The following is a 16,553-nucleotide window of genomic DNA, read 5'->3' on the forward strand; positions in this document are numbered from 1 at the left end:
TTCCTTGCTCAGGCTGAAATGGGACCGGGGGAGGTGAACTAGGAGATGTCCGGCGGAGGTGACGTGAAGCGGCCGTCTTCGTACGGCGGGTTCAGGGAACCGGTGCCGGCGAAGGTCTCAAGCAGGTCAAGCTCATCGCGGAGAACGGTCGCAAGGCGGCGCACGCCGAGACGGATGTGATCCGGCGTCGGGTAGCAGAAGGAGAGGCGCATGTTGCGCCGCCCGTCCCCGTTGGCGAAGAACGCCGTGCCCGGCGTGTATGCCACGAGCTCCTTGACCGCCCGCGGCAGCATGGCCTTCGAGTCGAGCCCATCGGGCAGGGTCACCCAGACGTAGAACCCGCCGTTGGGGTTGGTCCAGGTGAGATCGGGCAGGTACTCCTCGAGGGCATCCAACAGTGCGGTCTTGCGCTCGTGGTACACGCCGCGGAACGTGTTGATCTGCCCCTTCCAGTCGGCTGTCGCGAGGTACTCCGAAATGACCAGTTGGCTGAACGAGCTGGGGGAGAGCACTGCGGCCTCGTTGGCCAGCACCAGCTTCTCCCGAATGGCGTGCGGGGCCAACGCCCACCCCACCCGGAAACCGGGAGCGAGGGTCTTGGAGAACGTGCCGAGGTAGACGACGCCGTCCTCTTCGACCGAACGCATCGCATCCGGTGCCGGCTGGTCGAAATAGAGCAGCCCGTACGGGTTGTCCTCCAGCACCAGAATGTCGTTGGCCCGGGCGATCTCAAGGATTTCGAGGCGCCGGGCCCAGCTGAGCGTCACGCCCGCCGGGTTGTGGAAGTTGGGGATCGTGTAGAGGAACTTGATGGTCTTGCCGGCGGTTTTCAGGCGCTGGATGTGCTGCCGAAGCGCCTCGGGGATCAGACCGTGCTCGTCCATGGGCACGTGGTCCACCTCGGCCTGGTACGACTTGAAGATGACCATGGCGGTCACATAGCTGGGGCCCTCCGAGAGCACCACGTCACCGGGATCGAGAAAGAGCTTGCTGACCAGTTCCAGCGCATGCTGCGACCCGGTCGTCACGACAACGTCATCGGCGTGCGCACGGATGCCCTCCAGCGCCATTACCTCGAGAATCTGCTCTCTCAAGACGGGGACCCCCTGGCCGGAGCCGTACTGCAGGGCGACGGGGCCCTGCTGGCGCATGACACGGTCCATGGCGCTGATGACCAGGTCGGGCGGCAGAGCAGCGACGAACGGCATGCCGCCGGCCAGGGAAACGACTTCGGGGCGGGAAGCCACCGCGAAGAGGGCCCTGACCTCGGAGGCGCGCAACCCCGCGGCTCGCTCGGCGTAGTGGTGGTACCAGGGGTCGAGGTTGTTGCCGGTCTGGGGAGAGCGCTGTGCGGTCACGTCACTTCCGATCTGGTGAGGCTTCAATCGTATGGGGTTGCCACCACTCGGCCCGAATCCCAAAAGACCCGCCCGGCGAGTGCCGGGCGGGTCAGGGTCTCTGCGGAGAGAGGTGGTCAGGCCAGGTAGGCGGCCAGATCCTTCTCGAGCGCAACCTTGGGCTTGGCGCCGATGACGGTCTTGACGACCTCGCCCTTCTGGAACACCTTCATCGCGGGGATGGAGGTGATCTGGTACTTGGCGGCCAACGCCGGGAAGTCATCGACGTTCAGCTTGACGATGTCGAGCTTGTCAGCGTTCTCGGTGGCGATCTGATCGAGGATCGGGCTGACGGCGCGGCACGGGCCACACCACTCCGCCCAGAAGTCCACCAGAACAGTCTTCTCGTTGTTGATGACTTCCTGGTCGAAGGTGGCGTCGGTGACAGCGCGTGCAGACATGTGGTTGCTCCTTGATTGTGTGATGGGCGAGTTCGGTGAGGTTTACGCGAGTGCGGGTTCGCCAGCGCTGGCCAGCAGTTCCTCGGGCAGCGAGGCCAGGTAGTGCTCCGCGTCGAGGGCGGCGACGGTTCCGGATGCCGCGGCGGTCACGGCCTGACGGTACGTCGGGTCGATCACGTCGCCTGCCGCGAACACACCGGTCTGGCTGGTCTTGGAACTGCGACCGGCGACGGCGATGGTGCCCTCGGGGGTGAGGTCGAGCTGGTTGTGCACGAGGTGCGTGCGTGGGTCGTTGCCGATCGCCACGAAGATACCGCCGAGGGGGAGCGAGGTCTCGGCGCCGGTGACGGTGTGGCGCAGGACCAGGCCGTCCACGGCATCCGTGCCCGTGATGCCGACCACCTCGGAGTTCCAGACGAATTCGATCTTCGGGTTGGCGAAGGCGCGCTCCTGCATGATCTTGGAGGCCCGCAGGGTGTCCTTGCGGTGCACGATGTAGACCTTGCTCGCGAAGCGGGTGAGGAACGTGGCCTCCTCCATGGCGGAGTCGCCGCCACCGATCACGGCAATGGTCTTCTCCTTGAAGAAGAAGCCGTCGCAGGTGGCACACCAGGACACGCCGCGGCCGGACAGGCGCTCTTCGTCCTCGAGGCCGAGCTTGCGGTAGGCGGAACCGGTGGCGAAGATCACGGCAAGGGCTTCGTGCGTCTCGCCGCTGCCGAGGGTGACGGTCTTCGTGTCGCCGGTGAGGTCGAGCTCGGTGACGTCGTCGTAGAGAACCTCAGTGCCGAACCGCTCGGCCTGCTCCTGCATCTTGGCCATCAACTCGGGGCCCTGGATACCCTCGGCGAAGCCCGGGTAGTTCTCCACCTCGGTCGTGTTCATCAATTCGCCGCCGGCTTCGACCGAACTGGCGATCAGAAGCGGCTTCAGGTTCGCGCGGGCGGCGTAGATCGCGGCCGTGAAACCGGCCGGTCCGGAGCCGATGATGATGATCTGACGCACGCGTAGACTCCTTCGAGTTGTAGGGGGAAGCGATCTCAATTGCCTCGCTGCCGGATACAACACATCCTAATCGGATGCTATTCCGAGGCTCCTGAGCGCCGGTCACCCGGCCGGCCGTCGACCGATCGGTCGTGCAGCGGATCAGCGGCGACGGATGCGGTCGACCAGCGGGTCGACGAAGCCCCGAAGCTCGCTGGTGCGCATGAGCAGCAGCAGCCCGAAGTAGACGGCGGACATGACCAGTCCGATCACGATCATGGACACGACGGCCGCGAGCTTCCCGGACAGGGCGAACCCGGCTTCCTCGGTGCCGCCGAGCAGGAGCAGGAGCAGGAGACCGGCCAGGATTGCGGGCACGGCGGCCACCGCGTACTTGACGAGGCTGCGCAGGATGCGCCGCCCGTCGAGGCCGCCCAGACGCCCGCGGAGCAGCCAGGCGGCCAGCACAGCCTGGGCCACGCCGGAGACGGTGACCGTGAGGGCGACGCCGGCGGCGATCCAGGCGCTGGGCAGGAGCGCACAGGCGAGCACGCCGATGATGACCAGGGTCACCTGGAACAGGGTGAAGAAGAACGGCGTCCGGGTATCGCCGAGAGCGTAGAAGGTGCGCTGCACGACGAACAGGATGCAGAACGCGACCAGGCCGAGGACATAGGCGATGATGACGTTTCCGATGCTCTGCACCTGGTCGTACGGGGAGACGAAGACCCGTGCGAACGGATAGGCGCAGACGGCGATGACGGCGGAGGCTAGCATGATGATCAGGGTGGTTCCCCGGATGGCGGAGGAGGCATCCGTTCTCACCAGGTCCACCTTGCCCACCGAGGCGTGCTCGCTCATGCGGGTGAAGTAGGCGGTGGCGACCGAGACCGTGATCACCGAATGCGGGAGCATGAAGATGAGCCAGGCGGTGTTGAGCGCCGCGACCGAAGCGTCGGAGTCGCCGGCGAGAGTCACCACCCGGGTCTCAACGATCCCGGCCAGGGTGGTCAGAAGAAGCATCCCGAAGGTCCAGCTCGCCATGCGGCCGGCCACGCCGAGACCGACGCCGCGGAATCGGAAGTCGAGCCGGAAGCGCAGGCCGATGCGGTGCCAGAAGTAGAACAGCACGACCGCCTGGAGCACGACCCCGAGTGTGGCACTCCCGGCCAGGACCGCGATCATGGCGGGCGTGAACTCGGTGGCCAGTCGGGCACCGTTCGGGTCGGCCCCGTAGAGCGCGGAGAAGATGACCAGACCGGCGATGGCCACGACGTTGTTGAGCACGGGAACCCAGGTGAACGGGCCGAATGACTTGCGAGCGTTGAGCACCTCACCCAGGACCGTGTAAAGGCCGTAGAAGAAGATCTGCGGCAGGCACCAGAAGGCGAACGCCGTTGCCAGAGCCAACGATTCCGGCTTCATGTTCGACCCGTAGAGCAGCGTCAGCACGGGAGCGAGGGCGGTGGCTGCGATGGTCGTCGCGGCGAGGATGACCAGGGCCAGCGTGAGGAGTTTGTTGATATAGGCCGTGCCGCCGTCGTCGTGCAGGCTGGCACGCACGATCTGGGGCACCAGGACGGCCGTCAGGACCCCGCCGGCCACGATGACATAGATGGTGTTGGGGAGCTGGTTCGCGACGGCGAAGGCGTTGGTGCTCTGGCCGACCTGGCCGATCACCCCGGCCAGCACGATCAGTTTCACAAAGCCGAGGATGCGGGAAACGATCGTTCCGGAGGCGAGGAACGCGCTCGCCCGGCCGATGCTGTCGGTCTTAGGCACGGGACTCCGTCGGTGATGCAGTGTCGGTGGGCTCGAGGTTGGCGAGTTCCCGGCGTCGTCGCAGAATGTTGCGCCACACGCCGAAGCCGAAGAACAAGACCACGAATGCCGCGAACAGCAGGGCTCCGAGACCCTCCCAATCCGCGCGAACGTTGATCGGAATCAGGGATGCGTCCTGGATGACTGATCCCGTCGGCGTCAGCAGAGTCACGCGCAGGGTGACGGCGCCGTTGCCCACGGCCGCCGTCACGGGGATGGTCACGGTGCGCGCGGACTGCGCTTCGATGGTGGATTCGACGGCGTCGCCGACCAGTAGTCGTCCGTTCGACGGAACGACCTGCACCATGACGGTCACGGCCTGGTTCAGGGCATTGTCCAGGGTCACCGGGATGTCCACCTGGCTGCCCACCACGTTGATCGGCCCCTTGGTCGCCACCGTGATGGAGCCCAGGAGCTCCGAGGACGCCGCGAGACTGGTGCCGACGGCATCCGACCAGGTCTTGTCGTGCGCGGCCCAGGCGTTGGACAGGAGGGCCATCAGGTCGAGGCGCTGGGCCCCGGTGACGAACACCGGGTTGGACAGCGCCGCGGAGAAGGCGAGAACGTCGGCCTCCCGCTCGAGGAGTCGGGTGGCCTGGTCCACACGGTTTGCGGGTTCGGCCAGGCTGTCGAAGGTGACCTCGTCGGCGGGGGCGGATGCCCGCACCTGCGGCAGGGTGGACGGCGCGTACCAGAGGAGGGTGGACAGAGCATCGATGGTCTGGTCGAGTCGGTTGGCGTTCGGCGGCCAGCCACGATCGAAGGTGGCCAGGAGGGTGCGGGCCGTTCCGGGCCGCTCTGCGGAGACCACCGCCAGCTGCGAGCTGACCTCCGCCATGGCCTTGCGCCACGCGTCATCCGTGGTCGCCATCGCTGCGGCGCGCAGTGCGTCGGCGATGTCGTCGTCGATCACCAGGCCCTGACCATTGCCGGTGCCGAGATCCACGGCGGAGTCGGGGGTGAAGTCGCTGGCGGCCCCCGAGGCGTTCGCACCGCCCAGGATGGTGGTGGTGAGGCCGCCGGCCGTGAACACGTCAAGGTCGCTTGCGGCCACGTCGCCCTCGGCGGGCCAGCCGATGTCGGTGGCGCTGTATTCCCAGGCGAGCAACTCCTCCATGGTCGGCGGCGTGCCGTCGACCGGAGGTGCCGGCTGTTCCGTGGAGGCGGGCGAGTCCGTGGCCGCGTCCGCGGGCGTCTCAGCCGGTTGGGGGGCGTCAGTGGACTCAATGGGCGGCAGGTTCTGGTCCGTCGCGGTGAACAGCGCGGGGTCGATGGCCTGGTCGAAGGAGGTCGGCGTGAGAAGTGTTGCCGCGCCGGCCTGGGCCTGCAGGGACAGATCCGCATCCGCATAGCTGAGAGGGAATATATCGTTCGGCGCCTGGTCGAGCCGGGCCAGCCACGCGATCGCGCTGGGCGGCGCGGCGGAGCCGAGAATACGGATGGAAACGATGATCATCGGGTCGATCGCGATCGTGACCGGTTTCCCGGCGACGCCGTCGAGCTGGCGGCTGAGCACGCCGGACGGCGAGGTGTAGGTCTCGAGCGCGTTCGAGGTGATCAGTCCGGTGGACTGAGCGGGAACGGTGATCGGCATGATCACCGCCAGATTGACCGGGGTGACCTCCTCATCCGAATACCAGACGAAGGTGCCGCGGCCCTCGGCGCGGACAGTGTCGCCGGTGGTGAGGGTGGCGGCGATGCCGCGGGCACCCCAGGCGTTGCCGCTGGTGAGGCCGACGGAATCCGCCGGCACGGTCAGCGTGAAACTCTCGACGCTGTCCGGCTGGATGGACGCCGTCACCGGCCGGCTCAGCATGAGGTCGCCGGATGTGACCGACGACTCCGGGCTCAGCCAGGAGTTGAGGGCGGTGCGGCTGATGAGCGCGCGCTCCGCGAGGTAGAGGTCGATGGTTCCCGGAGCGATGGTGTCGGGCGTCGCATTGTCGATCGTGACGGTGACCGTGAGGTCCTGGTCGGCCTTCAGCGGCTGCATCGTGGTGGGTGCCACCGTGATACTGACCTCGTTGGCCGACGTGGCTGCGGCGACCTGCGCGGTTTGCGCGGTTTGCGCGGTTTGCGCGGACTGCGCGGCCGGTGCAGGCATCTCGGCGGATGCGGGCAGGCCGATCGCGAGCGGGAGCACCCCTGCCAGCAGGCCGGCCAGAACGACGCCCAACGGCATCCGTGGGCGTCCCCTGAGGCCCCGCCTCGATCCGGGGAGCGCGGGCCGATGCTGAGGTACAGACACGGCCACCATGTAGGGGATTCTACGGCTTACACGGGTGGGATGACGCTGCGCCGGGCGGTCGGCGCCCCTCCAGCAACTAATATGGGGGCATGCAGAGCGTTGCGACAGCCCTCAAGCGGCTGGGCGACCTGGCTGCCACCCCCACGGTTTCCCGACTGGCCACGGCCTTCGCGAACGCCGGCCACGAGCTGGCCCTGGTCGGCGGCCCGGTGCGCGACGCCTTCCTGGATCGGCCGATCAATGACCTCGATTTCACGACGGATGCCACACCGGACCAGATCCTGAAGATCGTGAAGCCGATCTCGGACGCCCACTGGGACATCGGCCGGGCGTTCGGCACCATCGGCGCGCAGATCTCCGGCGAGAAGGTGGAGATCACGACCTACCGGTCCGACAGCTACGACGGTCAGACCCGCAAGCCCGAGGTGGTCTTCGGGCACCGCCTCGAGGACGACCTCCTGCGCCGCGACTTCACGGTCAACGCGCTCGCCCTGCGCCTGCCGGGGCTCACCCTGGTTGATCCCGCGAATGGCATCGACGATCTGCTGGCCGGCGTTCTGCGCACCCCGATCTCCCCGGAGATCTCGTTCGGCGACGACCCGTTGCGCATGATGCGGGCAGCCCGGTTCACGGCCCAGCTGGGATTCTCCCTAAACGTAGACACCGCGGTGGCGATGGAAGCGATGGCGGACCGCATCCGTAACATCTCGGCCGAACGCATCGGCGAGGAGCTTACGAAGCTGCTGACGGCGGACAACCCGCACGCCGGCGTCGAACTGCTGGTGGACTCGGGGCTGTGTGCGCTGGTGATGCCGGAGATTCCCGCATTGCGGCTCGAGGTCGACGAGCACCACCACCATAAGGACGTCTACCAGCACACGCTGACCGTTCTCGACCAGGCCATCGGCTATGAGACATCCCGTGGCAACTTCGACGGCCCGGACCTGATCGTGCGCCTTGCGGCTCTCCTGCATGACATTGGAAAGCCGGCGACCCGCAAACTCGAGCCGGGTGGCGTGGTCAGTTTCTACCACCACGACCTGGTCGGAGCGAAGCTGGCCAAGAAGCGCCTGCGTGCGCTGCGCTTCGATAACGACACCATCGCGGCGGTCGCGCGTCTGATCGAGCTGCACCTGCGCTTCTTCGGCTATACCGAGGGTGCCTGGACCGACTCCGCGGTGCGCCGGTACGTGCGCGATGCCGGGGACCAGATCGAGCGGCTGCACATCCTGACCCGTGCAGACGTGACCACCCGCAACCGTCGCAAGGCCGACCGTCTCGGCTTCGCCTATGACGATCTGGAACACCGCATCCACGAGCTGAATGAGCAGGAGGAGATGGCGGCCGTGCGTCCCGACCTGGACGGGGAGCAGATCATGGCCGTGCTCGGCGTGCGTCCCGGCCGCGAGGTCGGTGAGGCTTACCGCTACCTGCTCGAGCAACGCCTGGACGACGGCCCGCTCGGTGAGGAAGAAGCCACCCGTCGCCTGAGCGCCTGGTGGGCCGAGCGCGCGCAGTAGCGCCCTCGCTGCCGCTGCCGCCGCCGCACAGACATCCCCTTCGCCCGTCGCCGAGGCTCGCCGTTTGTGCCGAGAGTAGCCGCGCGGGCGGCGACTTTCGGTTGAACCAGCGATAGTCGAGAACCAACGGCACTTCGCGAGCGGATGTTCGACTATCCCTCCACAGGGCCTCCGCAGTCCATCCTTCCCCCAGGATCCCCCAGTGCGGTCGAAGCCACTGAGTCGCACAACAGCATGGGGCTATGAATCCTGACTCCCCACATGACTGGCGGCCGCTGCACCTCGGACGTGACGCTCGGCTTCTTGGCAGTGATGGGCGCCCCCGTTCAGCGGCTGGTCCGCTCCGGTCAAGCCGTTCGCCTGCGGCGTGGCGTTGCCGTCGACGCAACCGGCTGGGAAACGATCAGTGATCGCGATCGGTACTTTCTGCGTATGCGCGCTGTGGGGGCCACCAGAAAGACTCGCCCCGTCTACTCCCACGAATCGGCTGCTGTTCTGTGGGGTCTGCCCGTCATCGGTCGATGGCCCGACGAGGTGCACCTCATGGCGGCCGGCAGAAGTGGCGTGCACTCGAAGAACGGGGTCACCTGGCACCACGACCGACTCCCCGACGAGGATGTCGTCGAGATCGACGGGATGCTTGTCACGAGTCTGCTGCGCACCCTGATCGACAGTGCGCGAACAAGAGGATTCCTGTCGGCAGTCGCCGCCCTCGACTACGGAATGAAACCTCGGTTCACCCTGCCGAATGGCGCGGCTGCGTGCGGAATCGACCGCGACATCCTGATTGATCGACTCGACTCCGACGGACCCACGCGTGGGGCACGCGCCGCTCGGATCGCCATTGTCTTCTGTGATGATCGTTCCGGTTCGGTGGGCGAGTCTCTCAGCCGCGGACAGATTCATCTGTGCGGATTCCCGCCCCCTGAACTTCAAGTGTCCTTCGTGCACGGCGACGGGCAGGAAGACATCACGGACTTCCGGTGGGTTCAGAAGCAGGAGACCCGCACGCTTCGCCTCCTCGGCGAATTCGACGGCAAAGTCAAATACACGCGGGACGACTTCATGAACGGGCGAACCATTGAGGAGGTCGTCTGGTCGGAAAAGCTCCGTGAGGACCGGCTCCGCGGCACCGGGCACGGAATGGCGCGCTGGATCTGGGCGGAAGCGCTGCGCCGGGAGAGCCTGCGACGCCTTCTTCTCGCAGCTGGGCTGCGTCCCGAACCAGGTAAACGCCCCGTGGGAGAAGTGAATGTCGCCATTCGGACCCAGAATCGCCGATAGGACGACGATGATCGGCACATTCGGCGATTCTCGCGATAACGCTGACGGCCTCCGCGTCGACAAGAGCGCCAAACCAGTGAGTGGACGGAGGCGGTGGCGGAGGGCCGTCGCTTCCGGTAGTCTTGGCAGGTTGTCTGTGCGCCGGATTCCCGGCCTCCGCGTTCAACACATGCACAACCCTCCTGTTGCAGAGATTCTGCAGCCGTTTAGTCCGAAGGAGGTGGGTTAGTCATGCATCAGTACGAGTTGATGGTTATCCTCGATCCCGAGATCGATGAGCGCACCGTAGCTCCCAGCCTTGACAAGTTCCTCAACGTTGTTCGCAACGATGGTGGAACCATTGACAAGGTTGACGTTTGGGGTCGCCGCCGTCTCGCATACGAGATCAACAAGAAGTCCGAAGGCATCTACGCCGTTGTCGACTTCACCGCGAACGCTTCTGCCACGGCCGAGCTCGACCGCCAGCTGAAGCTGTCGGAAGCCGTCATGCGCACCAAGGTTCTTCGCGCAGAAGAAGGCATTGCCCAGGTTGCCGTCGCAAGCAAGCTTGCCGCCGAGAAGGCCGCCCGCAAGGCAGCCAACCCGAAGGTAATCGCTGCGAAGGCTGAAGCCGCCGCCGCCGCTCCGACCGCCAAGGTCGCCGCGTCTGCAAAGCCCGCTTCGGCAGTTGCTGCCGCTGCGGTCAAGGCTGCTCCGGCCAAGGCCGACGCCCCGGTTGCCGACGCTCCTGCCACGGCAGAAGCTGCAGCTCCCGTCGCGGCCGAGTCCGCCGACAAGGCAAGCGACAAGTAGCCCATGGCCGGCGAGACCGTAATTACCGTGGTGGGCAACCTCACCAGCGATCCGGAGCTGCGTTACACGCAGAACGGGCTGGCGGTTGCCAACTTCACCATCGCATCCACTCCGCGCAATTTCGATCGCGCAACGAGTGAGTGGAAAGATGGCGAGTCGCTCTTCCTGCGCGCGAGCGTTTGGCGTGAATTCGCCGAACACGTGGCCGGTTCGCTGACCAAGGGTACCCGTGTCATCGCTACCGGGCGTCTCAAGCAGCGTTCGTATGAGACGAAGGAAGGCGAGAAGCGTACGAGCATGGAGCTCGAGATCGATGAAATCGGTCCTTCGCTGAAATACGCCACCGCTCAGCTCACTCGAGCGCAGTCATCGTCGGGTCCTCGCAGCGGCGGCGCACCTGCCGTTGCGTCGAACGACGAGCCCTGGGCTGCCAGTGCCCCCGCCGCGAACACCGGTGGAGACGTCTGGAACACTCCGGGAAACTTCAGCGACGAGACACCCTTCTAAGCCGGACCTTTCAGGTTCCTGGCTGAAAAACACTTCTTAAGAAAGTAAGGAAATCATGGCTGGAAAGTCGAGCGGCGACCGCCGCAAGCCGCTCCGCGGAGCTAAGGGTGGCAAGAACGCCGCTCCCGCGAAGTCGATCCGGGTTGGTGTCATCGATTACAAGGATGTCCCCACCCTCCGCAAGTTCATCTCCGAGCGTGGAAAGATCCGCGCCCGTCGCATCACCGGTGTTTCCGTTCAGGAGCAGCGTCTCATCGCCCGCGCCGTCAAGAACGCTCGCGAAATGGCGCTGCTGCCCTACGCCGGTTCAGGCAGGTAGGACACCTCATGTCAAAAATCATTCTGACGCACGAGGTCTCCGGCCTCGGTGCACCCGGTGACATCGTCGAGGTCAAGAACGGGTACGCCCGCAACTACCTCTACCCGCAGGGTTTCGCTGTTTCCTGGACCCGCGGTGGCGAGAAGCAGATTCAGCAGATCAAGGCCGCCCGCGTAGCCCGCGAGCACGCCACCCTCGAAGAGGCGCAGGCCCTCAAGGCTGCACTCGAGAACGCCAAGGTCAAGCTGGTCGTCAAGGCCGGCGAAGGCGGACGCCTCTTCGGCTCCGTCAAGACCACGGACGTTGCGGAGGCAGTCGCCGCCGCAGGGCTCGGTGCAATCGACAAGCGCAAGATCGAGCTCAGCCCGATCAAGATGACGGGCGAGCACCAGGCGACGGTTCGTCTTCGTGACGAGCTGAGCGCGACCATCACACTGCTGGTGGTAGCCGCAAAGTAAGACAGATCGCAGGTGTAGCGGCGGACTCCGTTTGGAGTCCGCCGCTACACCCGTTTAAGGAGTTCCGCTCACCCTGTTCAGGGGTGATTTCAGATCCTGAAAATGAGGGTTTGTGCACAGCTTCCCCCACAGCACACCAAGCTTCAACGGCTTGTTTAGATTACTTTCCACACACTGCTGTGAATAGTTTTTATACCTGATCAAAAGCATTTTATGAGTCAAAAAACTTAAGTTCTCCACAGTCGAGTGCACAGGTTGTGCACAAGACACGCGGCGTTTCGCCCAGATTCTCCACAGGCTTATCCACAGCCCGTTTTGGAGTCCGTCGAGCGAGGTCCGTAGTGTGGGCAGGCGGCCACAATCGAGGTGTGCACAGGGCTGAGGCAGCGATGTCGGAGGGTCCTGATAGAACTGCACCACGAGGAAAAAGGAGGCACAAGTGTCGATCGCTCACTTGGGTCTGGCCGACAAGCGCGGGGCCGACGGGCGCGGCGGACTGGAGCCCCGGCACACCGAGCGCACCCTTCCGCACGACCTCCTGGCTGAGCAGAGCGCGCTCGGCGGAATGATGCTGAGCAAGGATGCCGTCGCCGACGTCGTCGAGACCGTGCGGGCCGCCGACTTCTACATTCCCAAGCACGAGATCATCTTCGACGCGATCCTGTCGCTGTACGCCCAGGGTGAGCCCACCGACGTCATCGCCGTCACCGACGAACTCACCAAACTCGGCGAGCTGTCCCGCGCGGGCGGTGCCGACTACCTGCACACGCTCACGAGCCTGGTACCGACCGCCGCCAACGCCGGTTTCTACTCCTCCATCGTCGCCGAGCGGGCCCTGCTCCGCCGTCTGGTCGAGGCCGGCACCCGCATCGCCCAGATGGGCTACTCGGGCGAGGGCGAGGTGCTCGACCTGGTGAACACCGCCCAGGCCGAGATCTATGCGGTCACCGGCGGCACCGAAACCGAGGACTACGTTCCTCTGACGGACGCCGTCACGGCGGCGATCGAGGAGATCGAGGCCGCGAAACTCAAAGACGGCCAGATGACCGGCGTTCCCACCGGCTTCGCCGACATGGACGAGCTCACCAACGGTTTCCATCCCGGCCAGCTCATCATCGTGGCAGCTCGTCCGGCTCTGGGTAAGTCCACCCTGGCCCTCGACTTCGCCCGCGCGGCGTCGATCAAGCACGACATGCCCAGCATCTTCTTCTCCCTGGAAATGGGTCGCAGCGAAATCGCGATGCGTCTGCTGGCGGCCGAGGCATCCGTGCCCCTGCAGAGCATGCGCAAGGGTGCCGTCGACGCTCGCGACTGGACCACCATCGCGGCCACCCGCGGCCGTATCAACGACGCGCCGCTCTACATCGACGACAGCCCCAACATGACCCTCGTCGAGATCCGGGCCAAGTGCCGCCGACTGAAGCAGCGAGTGGGCCTCAAGATGGTCATCATCGACTATCTGCAGCTGATGACCTCGGGCAAGAAGGTCGAATCGCGCCAGCAGGAGGTCAGCGAGTTCTCCCGGGCATTGAAGCTGATGGCCAAGGAACTCCAGGTTCCCGTGATCGCCCTCTCCCAGCTGAACCGTGGTCCCGAGCAGCGCGCCGACAAGATGCCGGCCATCTCCGACCTGCGTGAATCCGGTTCCCTCGAGCAGGACGCCGACATGGTCATCCTGCTGCACCGTGAGAGCGCGTACGAGAAAGACAACCCGCGAGCAGGGGAGGCCGACCTCATCGTCGCCAAGCACCGTAACGGCCCCACCCGCACCGTCACGGTCGCCTTCCACGGCCACTACTCACGCTTCGCAGACATGGTGCCGGGCGCGTAGCGCCGAACCGCACCGGTCATATTCTCCGGACGGCACCCGAACCCCACTACGCTACGACTGGGGCTGAAAGTGCCGCGCAAGCGTTCGGATCGGTCCGTTCTCTCCTTCGTGGCCGCCACGAAGGAGACATGCGCGTGAGAGTCGGAATCGCACGAGAACGCCTGCGGGGTGAGCGCCGCGTCGCGGCGACTCCGGAGACGGTAACCCAGCTCACGGCACTCGGACTCGGAGTGCTGGTCGAGGCCGGGGCGGGAACGGAGTCCGGACACTCCGATACCTCGTACACGGATGCCGGCGCGACAGTTGTGCCGCTCCTCACCCCGGGCGACGTCGAGATCTTCTGCCACGTGCGTCCGTTGACCCCTGAGTTCGCCGGCACTCTGCGGCCCGGCACCGTCACGCTCGGCCTGGCGTCGCCCGCCTCCGAGCTGGCCACCGTCGCCGCCCTCGCCGCGTCCGGGGTGACGGCCTTCGCCCTCGAGCTGGTTCCCCGCATCTCGCGCGCCCAGTCGATGGACGCCCTCACCTCCCAGTCCCTGGTCTCCGGGTACCGCGTGGTGCTGGAGGCAGCCATCCGCTTCCCCCGGTTCTTCCCGCTCTACATGACCGCCGCCGGCACGATTCCGCCGGCCCGCGTGCTCGTGCTCGGCGCCGGCGTCGCCGGACTGCAGGCCATTGCCACGGCCAAGCGGCTCGGCGCCCGGGTCTCCGCCTACGACGTGCGCCCGGCATCCGCCGACGAGGTGACCTCGATGGGCGGAACCTTCGTGAACCTCGACCTGGACGCCGTCGAGGGCGCGGGCGGCTACGCCCGCGAACTGAGCGAGGACCGTGCCGTGCGCCAGCGCGAGCTGCTGGCGCCCTACGTCGCCGCCGCCGACGTGATGATCACCACGGCGGCCATCCCCGGCCGCGCCGCCCCGTTGCTCGTCACGCACGACATGGTGACCGCGATGCGCCCCGGTTCGGTCGTGATCGACCTCGCCGCCGAAACCGGCGGGAACGTCGAGGGTGTTCTCACCGGGCAGGACACCCAGGTGCCCACGAGCGCCGGCGACGGCTTCGTGACACTGGTCGGCATGCAGGATGCCCCGTCCACCATGCCGGCGGATGCCTCCCGCCTCTTCGCCAAGAACGTGGCCAACCTGCTCGCCTTGATGACCGCCGACGGTGCCGTGACGCCGGACTTCACCGATGAGGTGGTTGCCGGCGCCTGCCTGACCCATGACGGCACGATTCGGCACGAACCGACGGCCGCCGCCGTAGCCGCAGCCGTGACAGGAGAGAACTGATGGATCCGATCACCCTGCTGACCGTCGTCGTGCTGGCGGTCTTCGTCGGCTTCGAGGTCGTCTCGAAGGTCTCGAGCACGCTGCACACGCCGCTGATGAGCGGCGCGAACGCCATCCACGGCATCATCCTGATCGGTGCCATCATCGTCGCCGGGCAATCCCTGGAACCGTGGCTGCTCGCCGTCGCCCTGCTCGCCGTGGTGATGGCCACCGCGAACCTCGTCGGCGGCTTCGTCGTCACCGACCGGATGCTCCAGATGTTCGCCCCCCGCAAGCCGGCCGGCGTCGATACGAAGAACGACCCGAAGGACACGACGAAATGAGCCTGCTCAGCCCCGAGTGGACCGGCCTGCTCTACCTGATCGCCGCGGTCTGCTTCATTCTCGCCCTGCGCGGACTGTCCTCGCCGAAGACCGCCCGCCGCGGCAACCTGATCGGGGCCGCGGGCGCGCTGCTGGCCGTGGTCACCGTCTTCCTCTCCGCCCGGATCGAGAACATCCCGTTCATCCTGATCGCCATCGCGGTGGGGTCGGCGATCGCCGCGCCGATCTCCCGGCGGGTGGAGATGACCCAGATGCCCCAGCTCGTCGCGCTCTTCAACGGCGTCGGCGGCGCCGCCGCCGCGCTGGTCGCCGTGCTGGAACTCCACAGCAGCGAGAGCCCGTGGAGCAAGGTCGCAGTCGTCTTCACCATGCTCGTCGGCGCGGTTTCGTTCTCCGGTTCCGCCGTCACCGTCGGCAAGCTGCAGGGTCTGATCAGTTCACGTCCGCTCATCTTCCCCGGCCTCGCGATCGTGATGGGCGGCGTGGTGCTGGCCGCCCTCGTCGCCGGAGGCTTCGTCGTCGCCACCGGTGCGGCCGGCTGGGCCATCGCCCTCCTGGTGCTGGGCCTCCTCGTCGGCGCGCTGCTCGTGCTCCCCGTCGGCGGCGCCGACGTTCCCATCGTGATCTCCCTGCTCAACGCCTTCACCGGGCTGGCCGTCGCGGCCTCCGGTATCGTGCTCGGCAACCTGCTCCTCGTCGTGGCCGGCACCCTCGTGGGCGCCAGCGGCACGATCCTGACCCGCGCGATGGCATCCGCCATGGGCCGAGGCGTCAGCGGGATCCTGTTCGGGGCGTTCAAGGGCGGATCCACGGCCGGCTCGACTACGCAGAGCGACCGGCCCGTGCGCAGCTCCAACCCGGAAGACGTTGCGGTGCTGCTGAACTACGCCCAGCGCGTCGTCATCGTGCCCGGTTACGGCCTCGCCGTGGCGCAGGGCCAGCACACCATCGCTGAACTGGCCACCACCCTCGAGGCCCGCGGCGTCGAGGTCGTCTTCGCCATCCACCCGGTGGCCGGCCGGATGCCCGGGCACATGAACGTGCTTCTCGCCGAGGCCAATGTGCCCTACGAGGCGTTGAAGGAGATGGCCGAGGTCAACCCCGAATTCAAGAACACGGATATCGCCCTCGTCGTCGGTGCCAACGACGTGGTCAACCCGGCCGCGAAAACGTCGCCCGGCTCGCCGATCTACGGCATGCCGATCCTCGACGTCGGTGAGGCCCGGCAGGTTGTCTTCCTCAAGCGGTCGATGCGTCCCGGTTTCGCCGGCATCGAGAACGAGCTGCTCTACGACCCGAAGACGACGCTGCTGTTCGGCGACGCCAAGGACTCCCTGACGAAGGTGCTGGGCGCGGTCAACGCGCTCTGACCGGGC

General features: G+C 66.3%; 14 protein-coding genes and 1 pseudogene. 9 read left to right on the forward strand and 6 right to left on the reverse strand.

Annotated features, from left to right (window positions below):
• Positions 1-38 precede the first annotated feature (38 nt).
• The 5 genes from E3T49_RS09135 to E3T49_RS09155 all read right to left on the reverse strand — a co-directional run bounded on the left by E3T49_RS09135 (position 39) and on the right by E3T49_RS09155 (position 6,785).
• Positions 39-1,358 (reverse strand): aminotransferase-like domain-containing protein, encoded by a 1,320-nt coding sequence (locus E3T49_RS09135; protein WP_134424622.1) that lies wholly within the window; start codon positions 1,356-1,358, stop codon positions 39-41.
• Positions 1,359-1,474: 116 nt separating this feature from the next.
• Complete coding sequence (gene trxA, locus E3T49_RS09140) at positions 1,475-1,798, reverse strand: thioredoxin (RefSeq protein ID WP_134364764.1); 324 nt, start codon at positions 1,796-1,798, stop codon at positions 1,475-1,477.
• 42 nt (positions 1,799-1,840) lie between these two features.
• Entirely contained in the window at positions 1,841-2,803 is a 963-nt protein-coding gene (gene trxB / locus E3T49_RS09145; RefSeq protein ID WP_134424623.1) for a thioredoxin-disulfide reductase, read from the reverse strand.
• Positions 2,804-2,944: 141 nt separating this feature from the next.
• Positions 2,945-4,564 carry a murein biosynthesis integral membrane protein MurJ gene (gene murJ, locus E3T49_RS09150; RefSeq protein WP_134424624.1) on the reverse strand — a complete coding sequence of 540 codons (1,620 nt, stop codon included), beginning with the start codon at positions 4,562-4,564 and terminating at the stop codon, positions 2,945-2,947.
• On the reverse strand, positions 4,557-6,785 hold the full coding sequence (locus E3T49_RS09155; RefSeq protein WP_134424625.1) for a DUF6049 family protein: 2,229 nt from the start codon (positions 6,783-6,785) through the stop codon (positions 4,557-4,559). Before E3T49_RS09155 ends, murJ begins: the two co-directional genes overlap by 8 nt.
• A gap of 155 nt (positions 6,786-6,940) precedes the next feature.
• On the opposite strand from E3T49_RS09155, the gene E3T49_RS09160 reads away from it, so the two are divergent.
• The gene (locus E3T49_RS09160; RefSeq protein ID WP_134424626.1) at positions 6,941-8,371 is read left to right on the forward strand and encodes a CCA tRNA nucleotidyltransferase; all 1,431 of its coding nucleotides are present in this window, start codon (positions 6,941-6,943) and stop codon (positions 8,369-8,371) included.
• A 240-nt stretch (positions 8,372-8,611) separates the two neighbouring features.
• Here the strand turns inward: E3T49_RS09160 and E3T49_RS16425 are convergent, their stop codons facing one another.
• A complete protein-coding gene (locus E3T49_RS16425; RefSeq protein WP_134424627.1) occupies positions 8,612-9,673 on the reverse strand; it encodes a hypothetical protein in 1,062 nt (353 codons plus the stop codon).
• A gap of 213 nt (positions 9,674-9,886) precedes the next feature.
• Here E3T49_RS16425 and rpsF point away from each other — a divergent pair.
• The 8 genes and pseudogenes from rpsF to E3T49_RS09205 all read left to right on the forward strand — a co-directional run.
• Positions 9,887-10,255 (forward strand): annotated as a pseudogene (rpsF, locus tag E3T49_RS16805) (30S ribosomal protein S6); the annotation flags it as partial.
• Positions 10,256-10,450: 195 nt separating this feature from the next.
• Positions 10,451-10,954, forward strand: a complete 504-nt coding sequence (locus E3T49_RS09175) for a single-stranded DNA-binding protein (RefSeq protein ID WP_134424629.1) — start codon at positions 10,451-10,453, stop codon at positions 10,952-10,954.
• 55 nt (positions 10,955-11,009) lie between these two features.
• Entirely contained in the window at positions 11,010-11,273 is a 264-nt protein-coding gene (gene rpsR / locus E3T49_RS09180; RefSeq protein WP_035835236.1) for a 30S ribosomal protein S18, read from the forward strand.
• A gap of 8 nt (positions 11,274-11,281) precedes the next feature.
• On the forward strand, positions 11,282-11,731 hold the full coding sequence (rplI, locus tag E3T49_RS09185) for a 50S ribosomal protein L9 (RefSeq protein ID WP_134364771.1): 450 nt from the start codon (positions 11,282-11,284) through the stop codon (positions 11,729-11,731).
• A 439-nt stretch (positions 11,732-12,170) separates the two neighbouring features.
• On the forward strand, positions 12,171-13,562 hold the full coding sequence (gene dnaB / locus E3T49_RS09190; protein WP_134364772.1) for a replicative DNA helicase: 1,392 nt from the start codon (positions 12,171-12,173) through the stop codon (positions 13,560-13,562).
• 134 nt (positions 13,563-13,696) lie between these two features.
• Positions 13,697-14,854 (forward strand): Re/Si-specific NAD(P)(+) transhydrogenase subunit alpha, encoded by a 1,158-nt coding sequence (locus tag E3T49_RS09195; protein WP_134424630.1) that lies wholly within the window; start codon positions 13,697-13,699, stop codon positions 14,852-14,854.
• Complete coding sequence (locus E3T49_RS09200; RefSeq protein ID WP_134424631.1) at positions 14,854-15,177, forward strand: NAD(P) transhydrogenase subunit alpha part 2; 324 nt, start codon at positions 14,854-14,856, stop codon at positions 15,175-15,177. Before E3T49_RS09195 ends, E3T49_RS09200 begins: the two co-directional genes overlap by 1 nt.
• A complete protein-coding gene (locus tag E3T49_RS09205) occupies positions 15,174-16,547 on the forward strand; it encodes an NAD(P)(+) transhydrogenase (Re/Si-specific) subunit beta (RefSeq protein ID WP_134424632.1) in 1,374 nt (457 codons plus the stop codon). Before E3T49_RS09200 ends, E3T49_RS09205 begins: the two co-directional genes overlap by 4 nt.
• The last annotated feature ends 6 nt before the right edge of the window (positions 16,548-16,553 follow it).

The sequence above is a fragment of the Cryobacterium cryoconiti genome (assembly GCF_004403065.1).
Classification (GTDB): Bacteria; Actinomycetota; Actinomycetes; order Actinomycetales; family Microbacteriaceae; genus Cryobacterium; species Cryobacterium cryoconiti.

What these genes read in the sequence shown, in the direction of transcription:
- trxA (WP_134364764.1), bottom strand. Translation starts at nt 1,798, where the DNA reads ATGTCTGCACGCGCTGTCACCGACGCCACCTTCGACCAGGAAGTCATC.
- E3T49_RS09155 (WP_134424625.1), bottom strand. Translation starts at nt 6,785, where the DNA reads ATGCCGTTGGGCGTCGTTCTGGCCGGCCTGCTGGCAGGGGTGCTCCCG.
- E3T49_RS09160 (WP_134424626.1), top strand. Translation starts at nt 6,941, where the DNA reads ATGCAGAGCGTTGCGACAGCCCTCAAGCGGCTGGGCGACCTGGCTGCC.
- E3T49_RS09175 (WP_134424629.1), top strand. Translation starts at nt 10,451, where the DNA reads ATGGCCGGCGAGACCGTAATTACCGTGGTGGGCAACCTCACCAGCGAT.
- rpsR (WP_035835236.1), top strand. Translation starts at nt 11,010, where the DNA reads ATGGCTGGAAAGTCGAGCGGCGACCGCCGCAAGCCGCTCCGCGGAGCT.
- rplI (WP_134364771.1), top strand. Translation starts at nt 11,282, where the DNA reads ATGTCAAAAATCATTCTGACGCACGAGGTCTCCGGCCTCGGTGCACCC.
- E3T49_RS09200 (WP_134424631.1), top strand. Translation starts at nt 14,854, where the DNA reads ATGGATCCGATCACCCTGCTGACCGTCGTCGTGCTGGCGGTCTTCGTC.
- E3T49_RS09205 (WP_134424632.1), top strand. Translation starts at nt 15,174, where the DNA reads ATGAGCCTGCTCAGCCCCGAGTGGACCGGCCTGCTCTACCTGATCGCC.